Genomic DNA, 23,844 nt, shown 5'->3' on the forward strand with positions numbered 1-23,844 from the left:
CTTGCAGTTTAAGATTTTCGTCGACTGTTTTTAATTGCAAAACCAAGAAGCAGTATAGCGAAACCAATACTGATCCAGTAATATAATGCCCAAGAATTATTAGTTAATTCGATAGGTGCATCATTTCCATAAAGTACAAATCCAGCCCAGTAATAAGGATGTTTTAATTTCGGATTTGAAGTCAACTTTAAATAATCTAATTTAGCTTGTTGTAGTGCAACAGATTTAGATTTTCCGTCTTTTAGATGCTGATAAAAAGAAATCATAATCTCTTTTGTAGAATTATCAGGAGCACTCCACAAACTTGAAACTGTAGCTGGAATTCCAGAATACATAAAGGCTTGAGAAAGTGAGACAATACCTTTTCCAGAAGAATAGCCTCCAACACCTGTGTTGCAAGCACTTAATACTGCTAAGTCTGCGTTGCTTTTAAGTCCGTATAATTCTGAAACAAATAACTGGTTATCCTCTTTATCATCTGAAAATAAAATATTACTAAGTTCAGGATCTTCATCATTTAAAAACGCATGACCAGCTAAGTGAATGATAGCATAGTCTTTTGGTAAATTGATAAATTCATATTTTGAAGCATTCTCGTTTTCATAAACGGTTCCATCAAGTAAATCAGATAAAATGGTCACTTCTTCTTTTGCGCCAAGTAAATCATATGGTTCACCTCTTACTGCTAGTTGTGATTCAGTTGCTGTAAACTTACTGTAAGCAGGTGCGAAAAAAGTAATATTTTTCTTATGATTAACAGTTTTATAAGCATCAGTATCAATATAGCTCAAGCCATTTGCGTAACTTATTGCTGAGGTTTCAATGAAGTAATTGTTGTCGTTTTTAAGTAATTCAAATGGTAAATAATTTAAAATAGCATCTGCGATGATAACGGTTTGATTTGAGATCGAAATATCACTTAATAAAACATCATAGAGTTCTGTTGATAATGTATTTAATGTTTCAATTTGAGTATGGTCTTTTAATTGAGATACATACTTTTTTGTGAGTTTTTCTATAGTTTCATAATCACCAAGTGATTCGATGTTTACTGTATTAGAGTTTATGTAAATTCTGAATAACTCATCATTTGCCTTTGTAAATTTTAAGATGGTCGTCTGTTCAGGGATTTTTAAATCTTCAAGAGAAAAATCGGTATTCGTTAATTTGTAAATTGGACTATTTTCGGACTTGATTTCGTTTTTGATGTCAGTGATTTTTAGTTCAATATCAAAGATGTGTTGTTTTGCAAGCGAGTCACCATTTTGTTGCTTTTGTTTTAATGTTGTAAGTTCTGAACGTAGATTGGATTCTTTATTAAACAGTTCATCTAAATCTGATGTGTTTTCGGCTAAACTTCGGTTAAGTAAAATGGTGTTAAATTGAGATTTGGTTTCAATACGTTCAATCCTATTTAGAAATTGTATCATTTCTAGGTCACTGATTTCGTGATCAGCAATTTGTTGTAAAACCCTGTTTTTTATAATCTCATAGTTTACAAAATGTTTGTTTAACGGATTATGATCTATGCGATCTGCAAATTGTTTTAGTCCAATTCTAAAAATTTCATCAGCAGTATTATTCAAAGTGTCATCGTTAATGTCTTCCAAAAACATGGCGAATTGATTCAATAATACTGGATACTTTAATTCGGTAATTGGCGAGAATTCTTCAGCGTTAAAATTAAGGACATCAACGTCTGAATTGTTTTTATTTAGAAGTGTAAGAGCTTTGTTTGTGTTTTCGATTAATGCAGGTTTTTGTCCCAATTCTGAATGACATCTACTCGCAATTTCATACACATTTAATTGCTGAAACTTATTTAGGTTTTCGAATGTTTTTAGATGTTCCATGACTTTTAGAGCACCTTGATAATCCTTAAAATCTAAATGGCTAAACCCTTTACAAATCACAGAATATATTTTTGTATTCATTGAAGGACTTATGCGTTCGGCTTCGTCAAAAAAGTAAACGGCTTGTTTTAAATCTCTTTTCTGGTAATAACGACCAATTCTAAAAAGCGCTTGACTAAAAATTGAATTTAAAGATGCTTTAGATGAATTGGCATCATAAAATGATTTAAAATCTTGATAAGTGTCAAGCAATTTTGTTTCATCTTCCAACATTTGGAGATAGTTAATTTCAGATTCGAAAACTGACGCTTGTAGTTCGAGAGTTGAACTTAATCCTTTAGTGTTTATTAAATCCTGTTTTCTAGTCTTAAAAACAGTTTTAGCTTTATTTACAAAACCTAGTGATTTTAAATAATCACCTTCCTCTTTGTTTACAATAGCTAAGTCCAGATAAAAGTTAACTAGTTTTTCAGGATTTACTAGTTTTTCATCTAGAATTAATCGTGCTTCTTCTAAATATTTTTTTTGATTGTCTAGATTATTTAAATAATCATAAGCATAGCAATATGATAAATCAGCATAAAGTTCAAAAAGCAGCCCTTTGTTTTTTAAGTTGTCTTTTTTAAAATTGCTAATTGCATCTTGATATACAGAAACAGCGTCTTTAATTTTATGAATTCCAAAGAGACTATCAGCTTTCTGTTTTTGATTTTCTAGTTGCTTGTGTTCAATACTGCGATCTTCTTGAAAACATACAAAAGCCTTAGATTGTGAAGTGATAAAAATGAGACATATAAAAATATAATATGTAGCGTTTCTGTAGGTCTTCGTCATTAGAGTTAGGCTGGTTTTTGATAATTACCTGATATAAAGACTAAAAATAAAAAAAAGAGTTAAAAGAACCTTATAAACTTTAAATAGTTATTTATTTACAGTCGCACGTTGCAAGCGATCGTTGATAGATTTTCCTAAGCCAAAATCTGGAAACCGCTCTGTGATGATAATGTCTAAATCTTGTTTGTCTAATTGATGTAAGGCATCATACAACTTTGAAGCCGCTTCTTGTAAGTCTGTAGATTCTGAAAGTACAATTTGAAATGCAATAGCATCATGTTCTAAAGATTTATTAATTGCTAAAACACCAATTCGTTTGTTTGAATGTTCTTCAACAGCTTTAGAAAGATCATCTACTAAAATAGTTTGTGTTGAAGGTGCATAATGACGATCTAACATGCCTGGAGCATTTGGAGCAATGTCCTTTTTATTCTTTATTTGAATCGATCCAACCACGTTTTCGATTTCTTCAATTGATGTGGAGCCTAAACGGTAAATCACAGGTTCTTCGCCTTCAAATCCGATGATTGTAGATTCTATTCCACGTTGACAAGCGCCTCCATCAAGCACCATTTTGATGTCCTCTTTAAAATAATCGTTGACGTGTTGCGCAGTTGTCGGACTAATACTCCCAAACGGATTTGCACTTGGTGCAGCCAAAGGAAAGTCTAAATGGTTCAGTAATTCTAAAGCCATTGGATGATTCGGAATACGTACTGCTACTGTATCTTTTCCTGCAGTAATAATGTCAGGAATTGTTGAATTCTTAGGAAGCACAAGCGTTAAAGGTCCAGGCCAAAAGACATCAGCCAAAAGTTTTGCTTTAGCAGGAATGTAGCTTGCTATAGTTGTTAATACTTCTACAGAAGGAATATGAACAATCAACGGATTAAAAAACGGACGCTTTTTCGTTTCAAAAATACTTTTTATGGCTTTTTCACTGAAGATATTTCCTGCCAATCCATAAACCGTTTCAGTAGGAATTGCAACTAATTCTTCTGCATTTAAAATAGCAACCGCTTTTGATATGTCTGTTGATAGGATACTCATTGTGCTTTAATGATTGCAATATTAGTTCAAAAAAACGAAAGAATTATATGAAACTAGTCAAGTCTTTAATGTTCTAATGTCTGGTTGAGCGCAGTCGAAACCTTTATAAATATTTTTATGGGAGACCTTTCGACTGCGCTCAAGGTGACAAATAGAAATATTATTGACTTCCTTATTAAAATTAATATTTTTATATATTGAACTTTGGTTTTTAGTAATTTCGCAGCTTTAAAATTTATAGGATGATTTCAGTAGATAATTTAGCAGTAGAGTTTAGTGGTCACACGTTGTTTAGTGATGTGTCATTCACGATTAATGCAGATGATAAAATTGCATTAATGGGAAAAAATGGTGCAGGAAAATCGACAATGATGAAAATTATTGCAGGTGTTCAAAATGCCACACGCGGCAACGTAAGAACGCCAAAAGACGCAATTATTGCGTATTTACCACAGCATTTATTAACTGAAGATAATACCACTGTTTTTGATGAAGCCTCAAAAGCCTTTAGTCATGTGTTTGAAATGCGTGATGAAATGGAAGGCTTAAATAAACAGCTTGAAACTAGAACCGATTACGAGTCTGATGATTACATGAAAATTATTGAGCGTGTTTCAGATTTAGGGGAAAGTTACTACGCTTTAGAAGATGTAAATTATGATGCTGAAGTTGAAAAAGCGCTTAAAGGTTTAGGCTTTAAACAAGAAGATTTCACAAGACAAACCAATGAGTTTTCTGGAGGTTATCGCATGCGAATAGAACTCGTGAAAATATTACTTCAAAAACCAGATTTGATTTTATTAGATGAGCCTACGAATCATATCGATATTGAATCTGTGATTTGGTTGGAAGATTTCTTGATTAATAAAGCCAATGCAGTGGTTGTGATTTCACACGATCGCGCTTTTATTGATAACATTACCAATCGTACGATTGAAGTGACCATGGGTCGCATTTACGATTACAAAGCAAAATACACACATTACTTGCAATTGCGTGAAGACCGAAGATCACATCAAATAAAAGCGTATCAAGAACAGCAGAAATTTATTGCCGACAATCAGGCGTTTATTGATCGCTTTAAAGGCACCTATTCAAAAACGAATCAAGTAACGTCGCGAGAACGCATGCTTGAAAAATTGCAAATTATAGAGATTGATGATGTAGATACCTCAGCTTTAAAATTGCGTTTTCCACCAACAAATCGTTCAGGTGATTATCCTGTAACAGTTAAAGATGTTTCTAAATCTTATGATGAACATGTTGTGTTTAAAGATGCAAATATGTCGATTGCAAGAGGAGAGAAAGTCTGTTTTGTTGGTCGAAATGGCGAAGGGAAATCGACCATGATAAAATCTATTTTAGGTGAAATTGAAGTCGAAGGAACATGTAGTTTAGGTCATAATGTTAAAGTTGGTTATTTTGCTCAAAACCAAGCCGCTTTGCTTGATGAAGACTTAACGATTTTCCAAACAGTTGATGAGGTTGCAAAAGGTGATGTACGAACACAAGTCAAAAATATTTTAGGTCGTTTTATGTTTAGAGGCGACGAGATAGATAAAAAAGTAAGTGTGTTGTCTGGTGGAGAAAAAACCAGATTAGCGATGGTGAAACTATTGCTAGAACCTGTGAATTTACTTATTCTAGATGAGCCAACAAATCACTTAGATTTAAAATCTAAAGACGTTTTAAAAGAAGCACTTCAAAATTTTGATGGAACACTGATACTTGTGTCTCACGATCGTGATTTTTTACAAGGCTTATCTAAAAAGGTATTTGAATTTAAAGACAAACGTGTGGTTGAGCATTTTGAGACGATTGATGATTTCTTAGTTAGAAATCGCGTTGAGAGTTTGAAAGGCTTAGACTTGTGATTTGAGTTTGAAATAAGTTTTATAATCTGTTGATCATATTGATGACATTTGTCAGTTCGAGTGAATTTTACGATTAAAAATGAGTAAAATTTGTATCGAGAACTGGGTTGTCTGCTTTAAATGAGTTTTCGATACGATTTTTTAAACTTCGTTTAGGTATTTTCAATTAAAATATATTTTAACTTCAATAATCTCAAAATTACTCGAACTGACGTTTTTCATTTCACTAGTAATTTTCATTTTTGTTAACTGCGTTAGTGATGGAGGCATTTGTTGAAGCTCTTTTTGTACTGTTGCGCTTATGCAACACAAAAAAGCGACTGCCGAGAGCACGACCTAAGCGATCCTGCAAGGTTTTGGAAACCTTGTAGGTATGAGTGTGGTAACGCCCAAATAAAGACCTTAACTTTTTGTACTGCCTAAGCGGCAATATTTTAACTACTTTTGCAGTGCGATGAGTGAATTAAAACTTTCAGATTGGTTGCCTACCACAAACAAAGAGGTTAAAATACGCGGTTGGGACGAACTAGACGTTATTTTGTTTAGTGGAGACGCTTATGTGGATCATCCAACGTTTGGTCCTGCTGTAATTGGACGTTTACTAGAAAGTTTTGGTTTGCGTGTTGCAATTGTTCCGCAACCTAGTGTGACAGATAATCTTCAGGATTTTGTTAAGCTTGGTGCTCCGAAGTTGTTTTTTGGAGTTACAGGTGGTTGTATGGATCCTATGATTAGTAACTACAATGCGAATAAAAAACGTCGTGATAAAGATGCTTATACGCCAAATGGAGATATTGGATTTCGTCCAGATTATGCTACCACAGTGTATTCTAAAATTCTAAAAGAAAAATGGCCAGATGTTCCTGTGCTACTTGGTGGAATTGAAGCGTCATTGCGTCGTGTGACACATTATGATTATTGGAGTGATGCGTTGATGCCAAGCATTTTAGAAAGTTCTAAAGCTGATATGTTGGTATACGGAATGGGAGAACAACCCTTGAAAGAAGTGGTGCGTTTGATGCAGAAAGGGGTTCCGTTTTCTAGCATTACGACGATTAAGCAAACAGCAGTGCTTTTAAATAAAGATGCTAAAATTCCTAAGAATAGTAATTGGGAAGATGTTGAAATCGCATCGCATGAAATTTGTTTAGAGGATAAGAAAAAATACGCGTCTAACTTTAAAGTTATTGAGCAGGAATCAAATAAGTTAGCAGCACGACGAATTTTTCAAAACGTAGGCGATAAGACGTTGATGATAAATCCGCCTTATCCAACCATGACCGAAGATGAAATTGATGCGTCATTCGAGTTGCCTTACACACGATTACCACATCCAAAATATAATAAGCGAGGACCAATTCCTGCGTTTGAAATGATTAAGTTTTCAATCAACATACATCGTGGTTGTTTTGGTGGTTGTAGTTTTTGTACGATCTCTGCACATCAAGGGAAATTTATAGCGTCTAGAAGTCAGGAATCTATTTTAAGAGAAGTCGATACAGTCGCAAATATGCCAGACTTTAAAGGGTATTTGTCTGATATTGGTGGACCAAGTGCCAACATGTATAAGATGAAAGGAAAAGTACAATCTATCTGCGACAAATGTGTGGCTCCTAGTTGTATTTCACCAGTGATATGCAGTAATTTGGATACGTCTCACAAACCTTTAACCGAATTATATAAAGCGGTTGATAGTCACCCAAAAGTGAAGAAATCGTTTATAGGTTCTGGAATTCGTCACGATATGTTAGTTCCAGAATTTAATAAAAATGCAGATCCCAAAGAGTTAGACGATTACACAGAAGAAGTGATGACCAAACATGTGTCTGGACGACTTAAAGTTGCGCCAGAGCACACGAGTGATCCTGTGTTGAAATTGATGAGAAAGCCTTCGTTTAAATACTTCCATAAGTTTAAGGAACGCTTTGATAAGATTAATGTCGCTAAAGGTTTAAAACTGCAATTAATCCCCTACTTTATTTCTAACCATCCTGCTTGCGAAGTGGAGGATATGGCAAATCTAGCTGCCGAAACAAAAGATATGGGTTTCCAGTTAGAGCAAGTGCAAGGCTTTACACCAACACCTATGACTGTAGCTACTGTGATTTATTATAGTGGTTACCATCCTTACACGCTTAAAAAAGTAAACACACCTATAACACGCAAAGAAAAAGATGAGCAACATCGTTTTTTCTTTTGGTATAAGGACGAAAATAAGGCGTGGATTAAAAAGACCTTAAACAAACTTGGTCGTCAAGATTTATTAGACGTATTGCTTCCTGAAAAAGACGAAAAATGGCGTAAAAATAAGCCAAGTGGTGAGGCGAAACATACGTTTGATGATGCGGTTCCTTTTAATCAGCGGAAGACTAAGGCTAAGTTTAAGTCTAAGAAGAGGAGGAGATAATATTTTGTCGAGATTATCTTCCTTCTAAGAATAATGAATACTTTTCATTGCGATTTTACCACTGTAAAGAGATTTGAATTCTAAATCATCTAAAAACTCTTCAAAAAAAGATGCTACAAGATATTTATTAATAGCATCATCAATATCTTTTCCTTTCTCATTTCCTAAATGTATCCCATTCTTATAAATGGCAAATAATGTCATTTTAGATTTTTTCATGCCGAGTTGTTTTAAAAACAAATATAACAAAATGATACTTATTGTATGTTGATTAGTGCATACAATAAGTATAGTTTCGATATATGGTAAACAAATTTATTCTTAAAGAATTCGGACTAAGAATTCGAGAGTTAAGACTCGAAAGTAATTTAAGTCAAGAAAAACTTTCTTTCAAAACAGGGTTTCATAGAACTTATATTGGTATGATTGAAAGGGGTGAGAGAAATATATCTCTGACCAATATTGCTGTATTTTCAAAAGCTTTTGAAATGAATTTGTCTGATTTGTTAGATTTCAAAAACCAGAATTCAAAGTTGAGTTATCAAGATTATGAACTTAAAACTGATAACTAAATGAATAGAGCTTATTATAGTAATTCAATTTCAAGTTTCATCACTGAAGATTCAAATTCAATTTATGGGCAACTAAGTTCAAATCATAAAGGCCATTCACTTGAGGAATTACAAAAAAAAGCCTGGCTCAAGCAAATTGAAATTCTTAAAGAACAACTAGGTAATTTTAATGGGTCAGTTTATTTTGAATTTGCGATTCCCAGAATGGGTAAAAGGGTTGATAATATAGTGATAATTGAAGATTGCATTTTCGTAATTGAATTTAAAGTTGGGACAAATATTTATACTAAGCATGCACAGATGCAAGCCATTGATTATGCTTTAGACTTAAGAAATTTTCATGAAGGAAGTCATCATGCTAAATTAGTTCCAGTTCTAGTAGCTACAAATGCTAAAAAAACTATTTTCGAGATAGATGAAGTTTTAGATTTTAATGAAGTAGTAAAATGTAATAAAAATGGAATTGAGGAAGTAATCAAGGGATTTGTAAATTCTTCCAATTATAAAATTAATATAAAATATTGGGAGGATTCAGCATATAAGCCTACTCCAACGATAGTTGAGGCTGCTCAAGCCTTGTATAAAGGTCATGATGTCAAGGAAATATCCCGTTATGATTCCGGAGCTATTAATTTATCAAAAACCACTACTTGTTTGAATAAGGTGATTGAATATTCAAAGTTAAATAAGAAGAAATCAATTTGTTTTGTAACAGGTGTTCCAGGTGCAGGAAAAACCTTAGCAGGTTTGAATATTGCAAATGAAAGAATGAAAGTAGATGAAAATGAGTATGCAGTATTTCTCTCAGGTAACGGTCCTTTAGTTGATGTTTTAAGAGAAGCTTTGTCAAGAGATAGTGTTAAAGACTACAACGAAAGAGGAGAAAAAATTAAAATTGCAGATGCAAGAAGTGAAGCAAATACTTTTATTCAAAATATACATCACTTTAGAAATGAATATATAACAGATACAAAACCACCAAACGAAAAAGTAGTTGTATTTGATGAAGCTCAAAGAGCTTGGGATAAAGATAAGTTGACTTCTTGGATGAATGAAGAAGGCTTTTCAATGTCTGAACCTGAATTCCTAATAGATGTAATGAATCGACATTCAGATTGGTGTACGATTGTTTGTTTGATTGGTGGTGGTCAAGAGATAAACAGAGGAGAAGCCGGAATAGAGGAATGGATAAATACTTTCAAAGAGAATTATCAAGAATGGAATATTCATTATTCCGATTTAATAACTGAAAGCCAAAACTATATTCGAACTAATTGTCAAAAATTATGGCTTATTGAGAACGCAGTTTCTGAAAAGGAATTACATTTATCTGTTTCTGTTCGCTCGTTTAGGTCTGAAAAAATATCAGAATTTGTTCATGAGTTTTTAGAAATCAATAACGAAAGAGCAAAAGAATTATTTAAATTAGTTAAGGATGATTTTCCAATATTCTTTACTAGAAATTTGACAATTGCAAAAAAATGGCTTCGAGAACAAGCTAAAGGTACAGAAAGAATAGGAGTTGTTGCTTCTTCAGGAGCAAGGAGATTGAAATCTATTGGAATTGATGTTAAAAACGAAATTGAAGCGCCAAAATGGTTTTTAAATATAAATGAAGATGTCAGGTCTTCTAATTTTCTTGAAGAAACAGCAACAGAATTCGATATACAAGGTTTAGAAATTGATTATACTTGTTTGGCTTGGGGAGCAAATTTTCATATTGTAGATGGACATTGGAAATTTCAGAGTTTTCGTGGTACTAAATGGAATAACATCCATATAGAAAAAAGTAAAGAATATTTAAAAAACACCTACCGAGTATTATTAACTAGAGCAAGGCAAGGTTTAATAATTTATTTACCTGAAGGTTCAGATATAGACCATACAAGACCAAGTCATTTTTATGATGGAACTTATAATTATTTCAAAGAAATTGGGATTGAAGAATTGTTTTAAGTTGCTAAATATTCTTTTAAAATAGGTAAATCAGCTTCTGCCCAATCTAAATTAATCAATTCTTCTTTTTTGGCTAAAATAAAACTACTATGCTCTCTAAGTTTCAATTCTCCTGAAACAAATTCAGCGGTAAAAGGAATTAATTCAATTTTGAAATTTGGGTATTGGTGAGTCGCAGGAGTCAATCTTTTTTTTACTTCAATGTGAATATTTAGTTCTTCAAATATTTCTCGTTTAATACAAGCAATTTCGGATTCTCCTGATTCAATTTTACCACCAGCAAATTCCCATTTCAAAGGAAGTTTCATGGTTTCACTTCTTTGAACAGCCAAAATTTTATCTCCAAAATGAATTATTGCACAAGTGACAGGAATTATTTTCATCTAAATGCTATTTAATGCGCCTCCAACCAATTCAAACCAGTATCAATTTCAACATCCAAAGGAACCTCCATTTTAAAAGCACCTTCCATTTCCGTTTTTATAAGCGAAGAGAGTTCTTCAAGCTCTGGTTTATAAACATCAAATACCAATTCATCGTGCACTTGCAAGAGCATTTTAGATTTATAATCACCAGCTTTCATTTTGTTATGAATGTTAATCATAGCAATTTTAATAATATCTGCAGCAGAGCCTTGAATAGGCGCATTCACAGCATTTCGTTCTGCTGCTCCACGAACAATCGCATTACGAGAATTGATGTCTTTTAAATAACGACGTCGACCTAAAACGGTTTGTACATAACCATGATCTCTTGCAAAATCGACTTGCTCACTCATGTAAGCTCGCAATTTCGGATAGGTTTCATAATAGGTATCAATAAGCTCTTTGGCTTCACCTCGAGATAAATCGGTTTGGTTACTCAATCCAAAAGCAGAGACTCCATAAATGATTCCGAAGTTGACGGTTTTGGCATTACTACGTTGCTCACGAGTGACTTCAGAAATAGGCACACCAAATACTTTTGAAGCAGTCGACGCATGAATATCTTCTCCGTTTTTAAAAGCTTCAATCATGGTTTCTTCTTTGCTTAAAGCAGCAATAATTCTAAGTTCTATTTGAGAATAATCGGCAGCTAGTAAAGTGTAGTCTTCGTTTCTAGGGATAAATGCTTTACGAACTTGTCGTCCACGTTCTGTTCTGATTGGAATGTTTTGTAAATTTGGATTATTACTACTCAATCGTCCTGTTGCAGCAACGGTTTGCATATAATCTGTGTGTACTCTGCCTGTACTTTCTTCAACCTGAAGTGGTAAAGCATCAACATAAGTGCTTTTCAGTTTTGCGAGTCCACGATAATCTAAAATATTTTGAATAATCTCATGATCTTTCGCTAAGTAAGACAAGATATCTTCTCCTGTTTTATACTGACCCGTTTTTGTCTTTTTTGGCTTGTCAACCAATTTTAGTTTTTCAAATAAAATGATACCTAATTGCTTTGGTGAGGCAATATTGAATTCTTCACCTGCAGCTTCATAAATGTTTTTTACAAGTGCTTCAATATCTGTATTAAGTTGTTCAGACAAAGAATTTAAAAAACCTTTATCTAGATTAATACCTTCTAATTCCATAGTCGCTAAAACACGTAGCAACGGAATTTCGATGTCATCAAATAGCTTTTGAGTATTGGCTTCACCTAATTCTTTCTCGAAATGTTCTTTTAACTGAAGCGTGATATCAGCATCTTCAACAGCATATTCGGTTTGTTTCTCTAAAGGAACCTCTCGCATCGATAATTGATTCTTGCCTTTTTTGCCAATAAGATCTACTATTGAAATTGGAGTATAGTTCAAATACGTTTCAGCCAACACGTCCATATTATGTCGCATATCTGGATTAATCAAATAATGCGCTAGCATAGTGTCGAAGAGTTTTCCTTTGACTTCAATATTATATTTTGCTAAGACTTTGATGTCGTATTTTAAATTCTGACCAATTTTTTGGATGTTTTCATTTTCAAAAAATGGTCGGAAGGTTTCAATCAATTTTTGAGCCTCATTTTTGTCTTCTGGAAATGGCACATAAAATCCTTTACCTGTTTCCCAAGAAAATGAAATACCTACGAGTTCAGCAGTCAACGAATTAAGTCCAGTGGTTTCAGTATCAAAGCATACAGACGTTTGATTCATCAGGTTTTTCACGAATAGTTTGGTTGCCATTCCTGAAGCGATACTCTGATAAAAATGCGATGTGTTTTCAGCCGTTTTTCTTGTGTTACTTGGTGTCGCTTCCGCGGAATTGTCTTCACCTCCAAATAAACTAAATTGTCCAGCACCAGCCGATTTAACTTCCTTTGGTGTTGTTTTTGTTTCCGTTTTATCTGAAACTTTAGCCTCAGTTGACTGTGTTGTTTCTACCTTAGGCGCAACCGTTTCTGCAGAAAATGTTTTATTAAAATTATCAATTAATCGTCTAAACTCTAGTTCTTGAAAAATTTCTGTGACTTTAGGAATATCTGGTTCCGACATTTCAAAATCTTTTTCATTAAAGTTTACAGGAACATCTAACATTATCGTGGCTAACTTCTTTGAAAGCATACCCAATTCACTATTTGCTTCGACCTTTTCTTTCATTTTTCCTTTTAGCTCATGTGTGTTGGCTAACAGGTTTTCCATACTTCCATAAGCTGCTAAAAATTTCTTAGCGGTTTTTTCGCCAACTCCTGGAAGACCAGGAATATTATCGGAAGCATCTCCCATCATACCTAAAAAGTCAATCACTTGTAAAGGATCTGTGACTTCAAATTTCTTCTGAACTTCAGGAATTCCCCAAGTTTCATAACCACCTCCAAACATAGGCCTGTACATAAAAATATTTTCAGAAACGAGCTGCGCAAAATCTTTATCTGGTGTCACCATAAAGGTTTGATAGCCTTCTTTTTCAGCTTTTTTTGCCAAGGTTCCAATCACATCATCGGCTTCATAGCCTTCCTTCACCATAATTGGAATGTGCATGGCTTTTAAAATTTCATATATATAAGGCACAGCAGTTTTTATGCCTTCAGGAGTTTCATCGCGATTGGCTTTGTAAGCCTCAAACATTTCTACACGATCTGCACTACCACCTTTATCAAAACAAACCGCTAAATGATCAGGACGTTCACGTTTTATGACATCTAATAAGGAGTTCATAAAGCCCATAATAGCAGACGTGTCTTCGCCTTTGGAATTGATTCTTGGATTCTTTATAAAGGCATAATAACCTCGAAAAATAAGTGCGTAAGCATCTACTAGAAATAAGCGTTTTTGATCAGACATAATGAAATTAAAATTGAAAGTTCTGTCTCCTCGAGCGCAGTCGAGAGGTTTTTTAAATCATGCTTTTGCCCTTTAAAAAAAGTTCTCGACTGCGCTCGAACGGACAACATGCAAATTACAAAACTTAAGTCTTGAAATGAAAGAATGCTAAATTAAAAATAGGCTGTATTTAAAGATTCCCGTTTTCGTAGTAATAAAAAAAGAAAGTCGCTCCCTACAAACGACTTTCAAACTAAAAATAACTGAAGACAATTCAATTAAGTTATATATGTGGTGTCATATTGACTACAGGTTTTGTAAATAAATTTCTAGGTCTTAAAGCTTACTGGATTACAATTGTTCAATATCAAAATAGGTTATTGAATTATTTGAATTTACAGTTACTCCAGTTGCTCTTTGGTACGCAATATCAATGGTTTGTCCAGCGGTTAGCTCTAGCAAACTGGTAATTTGTCGGATGATATTACCAGTTCCTGAATGATTATAAGCTGTTATTCTTACTTGACTACCATCAACGCGAATACGTATATCAAAACTACCAGTTGATATTGATGAATTAATTGCTATTTGAGCATTAACTCGATAAATACCATCTTCAGGAACAATAAATACGTCAGTGGCAGTATCAAAATTATTCCCTATATCAAAACCTTCAGTATCAAATACGACTTTAGTGGTCCCACTACCCGAATTGCTTTGGTCAGCACTTAAGGTTAAGTGAGCAGCAGCTTTTTGAGGATTTAAACTAGAAAGATTTATGGTTTGTGGAACTTGTCCATCGTCTTCCATTTCTAGAGTTAGTACATTAGATGATGAATTAAAAGTGAAGGTGTCTATTTGTTGGTTGTCTGTGCCTGTACCATCTTGTAATGACGATAGGTCTAATGTCTGAGTGGCTTGTCCATCATCTTCTAAAGAGATTTCGAGATCAGTGCCATTAAGATTTAGAACATCAATAGTTTGGTTATCAGTATCTGTAACCGTTGGAATATTTTGAAATGTAACATTACCAGTACCATCTGTAGTCATGACTTGACCATTTGCACCATCGGTTAATGGCATATTGTATTCGTCATTAATATTCATTAGGCCATTTTTGTAAATAGTTAGTGCATTACTTCTAGAGGTAGTAATAGTACCATTACCAACTGTAAATACACGATCGTTAGCATGCCAGCTAGCTGTGCTATTTTGTGCATAAGTTGAAGCGAAAGTTCCAACTGTCATTTCTCCCCATGAAGGAGCATTGTTTTGCAGTCCCATAGCTACAGCTGCACTGCCAGAAGCAGTACTGCGATATCCATGTGCAAATGTATTAGTATTGGTAGCATTGTTTTCTACGCCAAAAGTAATGCTGTAATTTGATGATGATGAGTTATTACTTCCAACAGAAAAACTTGCGGTACCACTACTAATATTGCTTACACCAAATGCTGCAGATGAGCCACCTGAAGCTGTATTGTTATTTCCAAATGCAACGGATCTATCACCAGAGGCTGTTGTGCTATCACCAAAAGCTACAGAATTACTACCAGATGCGTCTGTTAAAAAGCCAAAAGCTACAGCCTGATTTCCTGAAGCCTCAGTTCTATTTCCAAAAGCAGTTGCATAGTCTGATGTTGCTTCAGTTAAATAGCCAGAGGCCATTGAGTAATTTCCAGATGCTGTTGTGTTCACACCAAAAGTTACAGCACTTGCACCAGAAGCTGTGGTCTCTTCTCCAGTTGCGAAAGCTAAAACTCCAGAAGCTGTATTACTAAAACCAGTTGCAGTTGAACCTTCTCCTGATGCTATATTTGAATCACCAAAAGCTGTAGAGTAATTTCCAATATTTGTGTTATCCCATTCAGTATTAGATGTTGTTCCTGCTCTAAAAGCTGATTTTCGAGGATTGAAAAATAGTCGTGTTCCTCCACCTGACAATGATATAAGATCACCACTTCCATAGGTGCCAGTAATTTGAAACCCATCTTCTCCACCAATTTCAACAGCGCCATTATCTGCTATAATTAAACGACCATTGCCAATACCACCTTCGTCATAAGCTTCATCCAATGTGTTTTGCGTGTTTCCATCACCAACAATGTCTTGAAAGCTCAAATTTCCTGAGCCATCTGTAATCATGACTTGGTTATTTGACCCATCTGTTAATGGAAATGTATAACCAGTTGTCACTGGGTTACCTATTTGAAATTCACCATTGATTCTAAGAATATTATTATCAAATTCACCATAAATAAGAGCATTATTTGCATCTGCATTAGAGTTTTCAATATAAAGTTTTTCTGAGCCCATTTCAAAATATCCAGATTGATAACCGATAAAAACATTTTTGCTTCCAGTGCTGTTAGTGTATCCTGAACTTGAGCCTAAAGCCACATTTCTAGCTCCTGAATCATTATTTAATAAAGACCAATAGCCTAGAGCCGTATTATAAGATCCATCTGTGTTAGAATTTAAGGAACCTTGACCAATTGCTGAATTAAAACTTCCTGAGGTATTTGCTGATAGTGTGCCATTTCCGAATGCAGAATTATTAGTTCCACTTAAATTATTAGTTAAGCTAAAAGATCCAGTAGCAGTACTATTCATTCCTATGGTGTTAGCCTGCATTGCTTGGTAGCCAATGGCTGTATTTCCCCAACTAGAGATATTGTTTTGTAAGGCTTCAAATCCCATACCAACATTAAAATTATGTGTACTGTCATCATTAGCACCAGCGTTAACTCCTAAAAATAGAGAAGAACCATTGTCTGTGCCATCATTATCACTTTTTCCGTCTATTAAATCATCTATTTTTTCTACACCAGCTAAACTAGATAAGTCTATTACTTGTGAACTTCCATTTTCTATGCCAATTGTAAGATTTGTACCTGAGAGCATAGAGCCTGATATGTTTTGGTTATCTGTATTTATTGCTGCATTTTGAAACGTTACATTTCCTGCACCATCTGTTGTCATTACTTGTCCGTTTGTACCATCAGTTGCTGGTAAATTGTATCCATTTACTGTATTGGTTCCAACATATACGCTTCCAAGAAAATACCCAGCCCAATTATTTGTTCCTGCTGCTGTATTACTAATTTCTGAATACACACCATATTTGTTACCTGTGCCAATTCCAGTTACAAAAAGACGCGTTCCATAAGCAGCTCCTCCAGTACTTGAAGCAATAACATGTGAATAGGTTCCGTACCTGCTATAAGAGTTTAAGCCACCACCTCCAACAAAATTATGAACGCCATATTGTATGCCAGCTCTCTCTGAGGCTAAACTGTTTTTTGTACCGTAACTGTCGCCATTACCAGAAGTTAAAGCAATATAGTTTTTGTTTCCAATCATTTCACCACTACTATTACCAATAATATAATTATCTACACCTGTTCTGTCTCCTGGAGAGTCATTATTAAAGGAATTATAAATACCTAGTTGATTTCCAGCTAAATCTGTTGAAAAAACAGAATGTATTCCTGTTTTTAAACCAGTACTTGTAGTAGTATCAAAAATATTGTAAATGCTGTTATTTGAACTACTACCATTGTGTAGATTGTTTATATAAATTCCATAAGTTTTATCAGATGCAATATCTAGTTTACCATTAGGTGAAGTTGTTTTTCCGATACTTATATCTTCTGAAATACCATCAGTAGGATGTAAAAATGAACCTGCATTTGTCCAATCATTATCATCTACAGCCACAATATCACTGAATGTAACATTACCTGATCCATCTGTTGTCATTACTTGTCCGTTTGTACCATCAGTTAGTGGCATGTTATAGGCATCGTTTATATTCATTAGCCCACTTTTATATATGGTAAGCGCGTTGCTTTTTGTGAAGAATGTTTCTCCATTACCAATGGTAAATAATCTATCATTTGAATCAAAAGATAAATTAGCAATAGCTGAATAATTTGTAGAAAACATTCCTATGGTCGTTTCAGCAAATGAAGGTGCCGTTGTATACCAGCCACTTGCTGTAGCTGCGTACCCATCTGCAATGGTGTATCCACCATAACTTGTTGAATACCATCCATTAGCAGTTGTGCTAGCACCAAAAGCAGTTGAATAATGATTGCTAGCATTTGTGTCAAAACCAAAAGAAGTTGCTGAAAATCCTATAGCATGCGTAGAAGTCCCAAAGGCTGTAGATTGAGCTCCAGATGCCTCATTGTTTAAACCAAAACTCGTTGATCTTACTCCAGAACTTTCATTGCCTATTCCAAATGCAACTGAATGTTCACCTACATTAGAAGAATTCCATTCATTTGAACCGGCTTCACCAGCTCTAAAAGCTGCTTTACGCGGATTAAAGAACATTTTTACACCTGCTCCAGAAAGATTTATGTTATTGCCGCTTCCAAAAGTACCAGTGACTTGAAAACCGTCTTCACCAGAAACTTCAACAGCACCATTGTCTGCGGTAATTAGTCTACCATTACCACTTCCTCCTTCATCATAAGCACCATCTAATGTGTTTTTTGTATCTATTCCAACCACCGAAATCCAATTCGTAGTTCCATTGTCCCAATAATAAAAGCCTTTAGTTGGAGCACCATTACCTGTTACAAATACCATCATACCATTTTGCTCAGAACTAGGATTTGGACTTGGAAAATTATCTATTCTAGGTATTAAAATACCATCTGTATTAGAAGGTGTTGTTGTATTAGATGCTGAAATATCTAAACTTGCCTTTGGGTCTGTGTTACCAATTCCTACTTGAGCAAAACCTGCTAAAGAGGTCAGTAACAGAATCAATATAAATTTTACTGTCTTCATGATAATAGGGTTTTGAAGTTAGAAATCTAGTTTATTCGTGTAGGATTTTCTTAACAGTCGTTTTGTTTTCAACTTGTATTTTTACTAAATACATGCCTGCATCTAGATGTATTAGATTTATGTGGTTTTGGTTTGAAGCTTTAGCAACCACTTTGCCGAGAATGTTATAGACGAGAATGGAATCTACTGTAATTTCAAAAGCCACATTTAAGCGATTTGATGTTGGGTTTGGATATAGAGAAATAGAAGTATTGAGATTAAATTCGTCTATTGAAAGCGCATCACAATCTTCACTAAAACTAGTTTGCGAATCAATATTTGTCCAATTAGTGTTGCTATAGGTAATATCATCAACATTTATACAGTTGAGGTTGTCATTTGAAGTTGCATTGAAGAATGTAATAATTTCATTAGTTCCATTTTGAACATTAAGAGATGTTAATTGGTTGTCTTCACATCTTAAATAATCTAAATTAGAATTAATACTAAGATCTAAAGATGTTAAAAGGTTGTCGTAGCATTTTAAATTGGTAAGTGCTAAGTTGTTACTCAAATCTAAGGAAGTCAAGAGGTTTCCGTTACATTTTAAATCGGTTAAAGCTAAGTTTTGTGAAAGATCTAATTCGGTTAAATTATTATTCCAGCATAGTAAGTTACTAAGTGCTGTAAAATCTTCTATTCCAGTAAGGTCTGAAATACCTTTACTAGATACACTTAAATTTGTAAGCGTATTAATATTTGCAGTTGGGACATAATCGTCTATCGGTTCAGAATCATAACCTAGGTCGATTAATGCTTGTTCAAAATTATCATCTGGCACATAGGTGTTTTGAGAAAAACTTATTGTGTAAACGCATAAAAATAGTAAAGTAATTTTTTTCATAATGTTGGTTTTTAATTTTCTTGAGATTAAAGTTTTGCTACGACATCAAATGCACTTCTTACATCGCTTATGATGGTATTGGTGTAATAACTTATAACTAGAAATAGTTCGCTAGCTATGAGTACAAATGGGTTAAGATTTCCCATTAACTGAATCGTGATATGACCAGCTAAGAAACTTGAATTAATAATTATTAATGAGACAAGTAGTGTGGATATTTTAATCAAGGAATAGGTTTATAATTAATAGCATTACAAACCTATTTGTAAACTCAAAAACTGACCTAGATTATTTTTTCAAAAACAGGTAGTATTTTGTCAAATGCAATAATAATCATAAAGATTATCTATTCATTTCAAATGTAATAATATTGATTTTGAGTTAGTTGCGAAAATACGATGGACTTTCTCCAAATTCTTCTTTAAAAGCTTTGCTAAACCAGTTAGGGTCGTTAAATCCTGTAGAATATGCAATTTCTGAAATAGATAAATTGGAGTTTTTTAGTAATTCTTTCGATTTTTCAAGGCGTATTTTTCTAATAAAAATTGAAGTACTTGTATTAGAAATAGCTTTCAGTTTTCGGTAGAGTTGTGAATCACTCATAGTCATAAATTGAGCTAATTCAGTAGCTCCAAAATTAGAATCGTCTAAATGGTTATGAATCCCTTCTATAATTGTATTTAAAAAGATGAGGTTTTTATCTGTTGTTTGTTTTTTTAATTCTGTTTTTTCAGCGACTGTGTCTATCAAATAATTTTCTTGTAACTTTTTTCGTTTTGCGATGAGCATTTGCATACGTAACAACAATTCTTCTTTTTGAAAGGGTTTGGTTAAATAAGCATCTGCACCACTAGAAATGCCTTCTAACTTATCATCTTGCATGGCTTTTGAAGTCAGCATCACAATAGGAATATGATTCGTTGCTATTTGCGCTTGAAGCTTTTGAGTCAATTCAAATCCGTCCATAACTGGCATCATAACATCTGTGATTATAATATCTGGAATGGTTTCTTTTGCTTTTTCAAAACCGTCTAAACCGTTTTTTGCAAATGTTACTTTGTATTGCTCTTGTAAACATGAAGCAATATAACGTGCCATATCAGTATTATCTTCAACAATTAAAACGGAGTTGGTATCTTCGGGAGTTATGATATCATCTAATTGCGGCACATAAGTTTCGCCAATCGTGCTTTTTAATGCTTTTAGTTCTGGTGAGCTTAATTGAGCAGAGTTTTTTATTGGAAATCTAACTGTAAATGTTGTGCCTTGATTTACTGCTGAATGAACTTCTATATCGCCTTCCATAAGTTGAACCAATTCTTTGGTTAGTGATAAACCAATTCCAGTGCCTTGTGAGACTTTATAATCTTGGTTATCGACTTGAAAAAAGCGATCAAAAATATGAGGTAACTCGTCTTCAGGAATCCCTAAGCCTTGGTCTATAACCTTAATTTCTAACTGATTATTTATTTTTTTTAAAGCAACAGTAACGTGTGTGTCTTCCGAAGAAAATTTGAGTGCATTAGAAATTAAATTGGTGAGTATTTGTCGCATTTTTTCAGCATCAAAATCCATTTTTAGTTCGTTAAATTCCGATTCGAACTTTAGAATTATCGATTTTTCCTCAGCAATACTAGAAAAACTATGTGTTAGGTATTGAATGTAAGATGCAACATCACTTTGTGTTGTATTGAGAGTTAATTTTCCTTGTTCTAATTTGGCTAAATCTAACATTTGATTAACCAAATGGAGCAGATTATTACTGTTTTGCTCAATAGTATTTATAGCAACATTAATTTCTTCTTTTTCTGAGTAACGTTCTTTTAGATTACTTAAATACCCTAGAATTACAGTAAGTGGTGTTCTAAATTCGTGTGTAATATTTGTAATGAATCGAGATTTTAAATCGTCTAAATCTTGAAGACGCTTAGATTCTTGTCCTGCAATTTGTCGCTGTAAGCTTATTTTATAAAAGGCGTAAACAATTCCCAAAAATAATAATAGGTAAGTGAGGTAAGCTAAATTACTCTTAAACCAAGGAGGAGTAACCGATATCTTCAATTCTAAAGGCGGTTTTTGCCAGAGGTTGTTTCTAGATGTTCCTTGTATTTGAAGGGTGTACGATTTTGATGATAAATTTAAAAGCTGAAGATTGTTTTTAGTATTTAAAGTATTCCAATCTGCGTCATCAGGCAACAGTTTGTATACATAGTTTGTGTTGCTGTTTGGTCTAAAATCTAGTGCAGAAAAACTTAAGTTTACTGGAAAATCATCATAGTTAAGATGAATTGATTTAGTGTTAATAATGCTTGTTGGAATTACGTTTGATGATGCTATTGGAGACACATAAGCGTCTTTAATCTTTAGGTTGGTGAATTTTAATTCTCCTTCTTTGTCTAGTTCTCCAATACGTTTTGGATTAAAAATGTTTAAACCATTAATGCCACCAAAATACAAGTTCCCGTTATTGATGTTTTTGAACACAGCTCCAAGATTAAATTCTGTACTTTGAACACCATCTTTCGGATTGTAATTAGCAAAGGTCTCTTCGGAAACATTAAAACTGAACAATCCGTCATTTGTGGATAGCCAAAGGTTTTTATTATCATCTTCAGTAATATTGTACACAAAAGTATTTGTGAGTCCGTCGCGTTTTCCGAAGGCTGTAAAATGATCTGTTTGCGCGTTGTATTTATTGAGTCCTTTTCTTGAGGCGACCCAAAGCGTTTCATTAGAATCTATAAACGCACTCAAAACACCTTTTGTAGCGAGTCCATTTGTTTCATCGTAATTTTTTATAAGCTTAAATACTTCATTTTCAATAGTAAATTTGCTCAAACCATTTTGTGTACACATCCAATAAGATCCATTTTGATCTTGAAGCATAGATAGGGTAAAAAGTGAAGGAAAGCTTTTGGCACTGTAATTTTTAAATTTTAAATCATTGTTTTTAATTGAACCTGTAAATTTTGAAAAACCAGAGTTATAAGTTACAATCCAAGTTGTATTTTCATTATCGGTATATACACTTCTTAAATTTTCATTTGGGATTGATAATGGGTTGTTTTCTGAAACAGGAAGTCCAATAATTTTTGGGTCATTGAGGTTTAAATCATTTAAAGCGATAACGTTAGCACCTTTGTTTCCAACAAACCAAATATAATTCTCGTTGTCCTGTGTGAAGCTTCGAATACGATCATATTGTGGTAAAATAATGTAGTGGTCAAGATTTTTATTGTCAGAAATGATTAAACCACTCGAAGTCCCTATAAATAAGAAGTTTTCAGTTTCTATAACAGCAAAAACAGACGGATTTTTTAATTTAAATTTATCTGTAGGTTGTTCAAAAACAGGATTACTCTTAATAGCTGCAATGTCGAGATTTATGTTACCAATATATAGAAGTTCATTATCGTAGAAAAGCGTATAAATATCATCTGAATTAATCGTGTATGCATCATATTTTTTATCAGATTTGAAATGCTTAACAATTGTAAATATAGAATCACTATAAGTACATTTTAATAGACCTGAATTTGTAGCAATATAGTAGTGTTTATCGGTTTTTATGATGTCATTTATTTTGAAATTTTCTGAAGAATTAGTCGTTGATATGTTAACTTTTTCAGGAGTTAAAGTGTCGCTTAATTTGAAAATTCCATCATTTGAACAAATAAATAAGCTGTTGTTTAAAGCTACAATATTGTTGATTTGAAAAGAGGTTTGACAGATTTTATTGAGTGTAATAGTCTGATTTAATTTTTGGGTATCTAAATGAAAATTATAGAGACTTCCGTTTTTAGAAGCTAAATAAACCATGTCATCAATAACAGCAAGGCCTAAGATTTCTTTTGGGTTTTCAGAATTAAAGGTTAAGGGTATAACATGGTCATTAGTTATGATTACTACACCTTGATTATAATACGTTGCTATTACTAAGGAATCATGGGTTGTAATCCTTGTGCAATTACTATCACTAATATGGAGTTGTTTAATAACCTCAGTTTGTAAATTAAGCGATAGGAGCCCTTTTTGCCCTGTGCCAATATATAAATTTGAGTTATTGGCCAGAATAGCACCAATTCGGTATCCATTAATATCATCTGCTAACGGAACTACAAAATCATGTCCATCAAAACGCACCACACCATCTGATGTGCCTAACCATAAAAAACCATCTTTGTCTTTCGTTATGCAATGAATGGTTTCTTGAGGTAATCCTTCGTTTAATCCATAATGGTCAAATATTAAGTTTTGAGCATAAGAAGATGAACTCCCAAAAAGAGCACACATAATTAAACTTAAAATTCCAAAAAATAGGTGCTTTATGATTTGTTTCTTTTTATTATTAATGGCAAAAGTTCCCAAAGTACTAAA

General features: G+C 33.6%; 13 protein-coding genes. 4 read left to right on the plus strand and 9 right to left on the minus strand.

Annotated features, from left to right (window positions below; all coding sequences use genetic code 11):
• Nucleotides 1-8: 8 nt before the first annotated feature.
• Both MUN68_RS00540 and MUN68_RS00545 read right to left on the minus strand, forming a co-directional pair.
• Nucleotides 9-2,687 (minus strand): CHAT domain-containing protein, encoded by a 2,679-nt coding sequence (locus MUN68_RS00540; RefSeq protein WP_249996416.1) that lies wholly within the window; start codon nucleotides 2,685-2,687, stop codon nucleotides 9-11.
• Nucleotides 2,688-2,774: 87 nt separating this feature from the next.
• The gene (locus MUN68_RS00545) at nucleotides 2,775-3,737 is read right to left on the minus strand and encodes an L-threonylcarbamoyladenylate synthase (RefSeq protein ID WP_249996417.1); all 963 of its coding nucleotides are present in this window, start codon (nucleotides 3,735-3,737) and stop codon (nucleotides 2,775-2,777) included.
• Between the two features lie 242 nt (nucleotides 3,738-3,979).
• Between MUN68_RS00545 and MUN68_RS00550 the strand changes: the two genes are divergently transcribed.
• Together MUN68_RS00550 and MUN68_RS00555 are read left to right on the plus strand one after the other, a co-directional pair.
• Nucleotides 3,980-5,611 (plus strand): ABC-F family ATP-binding cassette domain-containing protein, encoded by a 1,632-nt coding sequence (locus tag MUN68_RS00550; RefSeq protein WP_249996418.1) that lies wholly within the window; start codon nucleotides 3,980-3,982, stop codon nucleotides 5,609-5,611.
• A gap of 454 nt (nucleotides 5,612-6,065) precedes the next feature.
• Nucleotides 6,066-8,018: a YgiQ family radical SAM protein gene (locus MUN68_RS00555; RefSeq protein WP_249996419.1), complete on the plus strand. Its 1,953-nt coding sequence runs from the start codon at nucleotides 6,066-6,068 to the stop codon at nucleotides 8,016-8,018.
• A gap of 24 nt (nucleotides 8,019-8,042) precedes the next feature.
• Here the strand turns inward: MUN68_RS00555 and MUN68_RS00560 are convergent, their stop codons facing one another.
• Nucleotides 8,043-8,237 (minus strand): hypothetical protein, encoded by a 195-nt coding sequence (locus MUN68_RS00560; protein ID WP_249996420.1) that lies wholly within the window; start codon nucleotides 8,235-8,237, stop codon nucleotides 8,043-8,045.
• 83 nt (nucleotides 8,238-8,320) lie between these two features.
• Here MUN68_RS00560 and MUN68_RS00565 point away from each other — a divergent pair, with 83 nt between their 5' ends.
• Together MUN68_RS00565 and MUN68_RS00570 are read left to right on the plus strand one after the other, a co-directional pair.
• Nucleotides 8,321-8,590: a helix-turn-helix domain-containing protein gene (locus MUN68_RS00565; RefSeq protein ID WP_249996421.1), complete on the plus strand. Its 270-nt coding sequence runs from the start codon at nucleotides 8,321-8,323 to the stop codon at nucleotides 8,588-8,590.
• Nucleotides 8,591-10,546 (plus strand): DUF2075 domain-containing protein, encoded by a 1,956-nt coding sequence (locus MUN68_RS00570; RefSeq protein ID WP_249996423.1) that lies wholly within the window; start codon nucleotides 8,591-8,593, stop codon nucleotides 10,544-10,546.
• Here the strand turns inward: MUN68_RS00570 and MUN68_RS00575 are convergent.
• The 6 genes from MUN68_RS00575 to MUN68_RS00600 form a co-directional block, all read right to left on the minus strand.
• A complete protein-coding gene (locus MUN68_RS00575) occupies nucleotides 10,543-10,929 on the minus strand; it encodes a (deoxy)nucleoside triphosphate pyrophosphohydrolase (RefSeq protein WP_249996424.1) in 387 nt (128 codons plus the stop codon). The genes MUN68_RS00570 and MUN68_RS00575 overlap by 4 nt on opposite strands.
• A gap of 11 nt (nucleotides 10,930-10,940) precedes the next feature.
• Nucleotides 10,941-13,802 carry a DNA polymerase I gene (gene polA, locus MUN68_RS00580; RefSeq protein ID WP_249996425.1) on the minus strand — a complete coding sequence of 954 codons (2,862 nt, stop codon included), beginning with the start codon at nucleotides 13,800-13,802 and terminating at the stop codon, nucleotides 10,941-10,943.
• 330 nt (nucleotides 13,803-14,132) lie between these two features.
• Nucleotides 14,133-18,584 (minus strand): hypothetical protein, encoded by a 4,452-nt coding sequence (locus MUN68_RS00585; RefSeq protein WP_249996426.1) that lies wholly within the window; start codon nucleotides 18,582-18,584, stop codon nucleotides 14,133-14,135.
• A 31-nt stretch (nucleotides 18,585-18,615) separates the two neighbouring features.
• Complete coding sequence (locus MUN68_RS00590; RefSeq protein ID WP_249996427.1) at nucleotides 18,616-19,467, minus strand: T9SS type A sorting domain-containing protein; 852 nt, start codon at nucleotides 19,465-19,467, stop codon at nucleotides 18,616-18,618.
• Between the two features lie 26 nt (nucleotides 19,468-19,493).
• Nucleotides 19,494-19,694 (minus strand): hypothetical protein, encoded by a 201-nt coding sequence (locus MUN68_RS00595; RefSeq protein ID WP_249996428.1) that lies wholly within the window; start codon nucleotides 19,692-19,694, stop codon nucleotides 19,494-19,496.
• A 154-nt stretch (nucleotides 19,695-19,848) separates the two neighbouring features.
• Nucleotides 19,849-23,835 carry a hybrid sensor histidine kinase/response regulator transcription factor gene (locus MUN68_RS00600; RefSeq protein WP_249996429.1) on the minus strand — a complete coding sequence of 1,329 codons (3,987 nt, stop codon included), beginning with the start codon at nucleotides 23,833-23,835 and terminating at the stop codon, nucleotides 19,849-19,851.
• Nucleotides 23,836-23,844: the final 9 nt, after the last annotated feature.

It is taken from the genome of Psychroserpens ponticola (genome assembly GCF_023556315.2).
In the GTDB taxonomy this organism is placed as follows: domain Bacteria; phylum Bacteroidota; class Bacteroidia; order Flavobacteriales; family Flavobacteriaceae; genus Psychroserpens; species Psychroserpens ponticola.

Coding starts and splice junctions, on each gene's coding strand:
- MUN68_RS00540 (WP_249996416.1), bottom strand. CDS start 2,687: ATGACGAAGACCTACAGAAACGCTACATATTATATTTTTATATGTCTC.
- MUN68_RS00545 (WP_249996417.1), bottom strand. CDS start 3,737: ATGAGTATCCTATCAACAGACATATCAAAAGCGGTTGCTATTTTAAAT.
- MUN68_RS00550 (WP_249996418.1), top strand. CDS start 3,980: ATGATTTCAGTAGATAATTTAGCAGTAGAGTTTAGTGGTCACACGTTG.
- MUN68_RS00555 (WP_249996419.1), top strand. CDS start 6,066: ATGAGTGAATTAAAACTTTCAGATTGGTTGCCTACCACAAACAAAGAG.
- MUN68_RS00560 (WP_249996420.1), bottom strand. CDS start 8,237: ATGAAAAAATCTAAAATGACATTATTTGCCATTTATAAGAATGGGATA.
- MUN68_RS00565 (WP_249996421.1), top strand. CDS start 8,321: ATGGTAAACAAATTTATTCTTAAAGAATTCGGACTAAGAATTCGAGAG.
- MUN68_RS00570 (WP_249996423.1), top strand. CDS start 8,591: ATGAATAGAGCTTATTATAGTAATTCAATTTCAAGTTTCATCACTGAA.
- MUN68_RS00575 (WP_249996424.1), bottom strand. CDS start 10,929: ATGAAAATAATTCCTGTCACTTGTGCAATAATTCATTTTGGAGATAAA.
- polA (WP_249996425.1), bottom strand. CDS start 13,802: ATGTCTGATCAAAAACGCTTATTTCTAGTAGATGCTTACGCACTTATT.
- MUN68_RS00585 (WP_249996426.1), bottom strand. CDS start 18,584: ATGAAGACAGTAAAATTTATATTGATTCTGTTACTGACCTCTTTAGCA.
- MUN68_RS00590 (WP_249996427.1), bottom strand. CDS start 19,467: ATGAAAAAAATTACTTTACTATTTTTATGCGTTTACACAATAAGTTTT.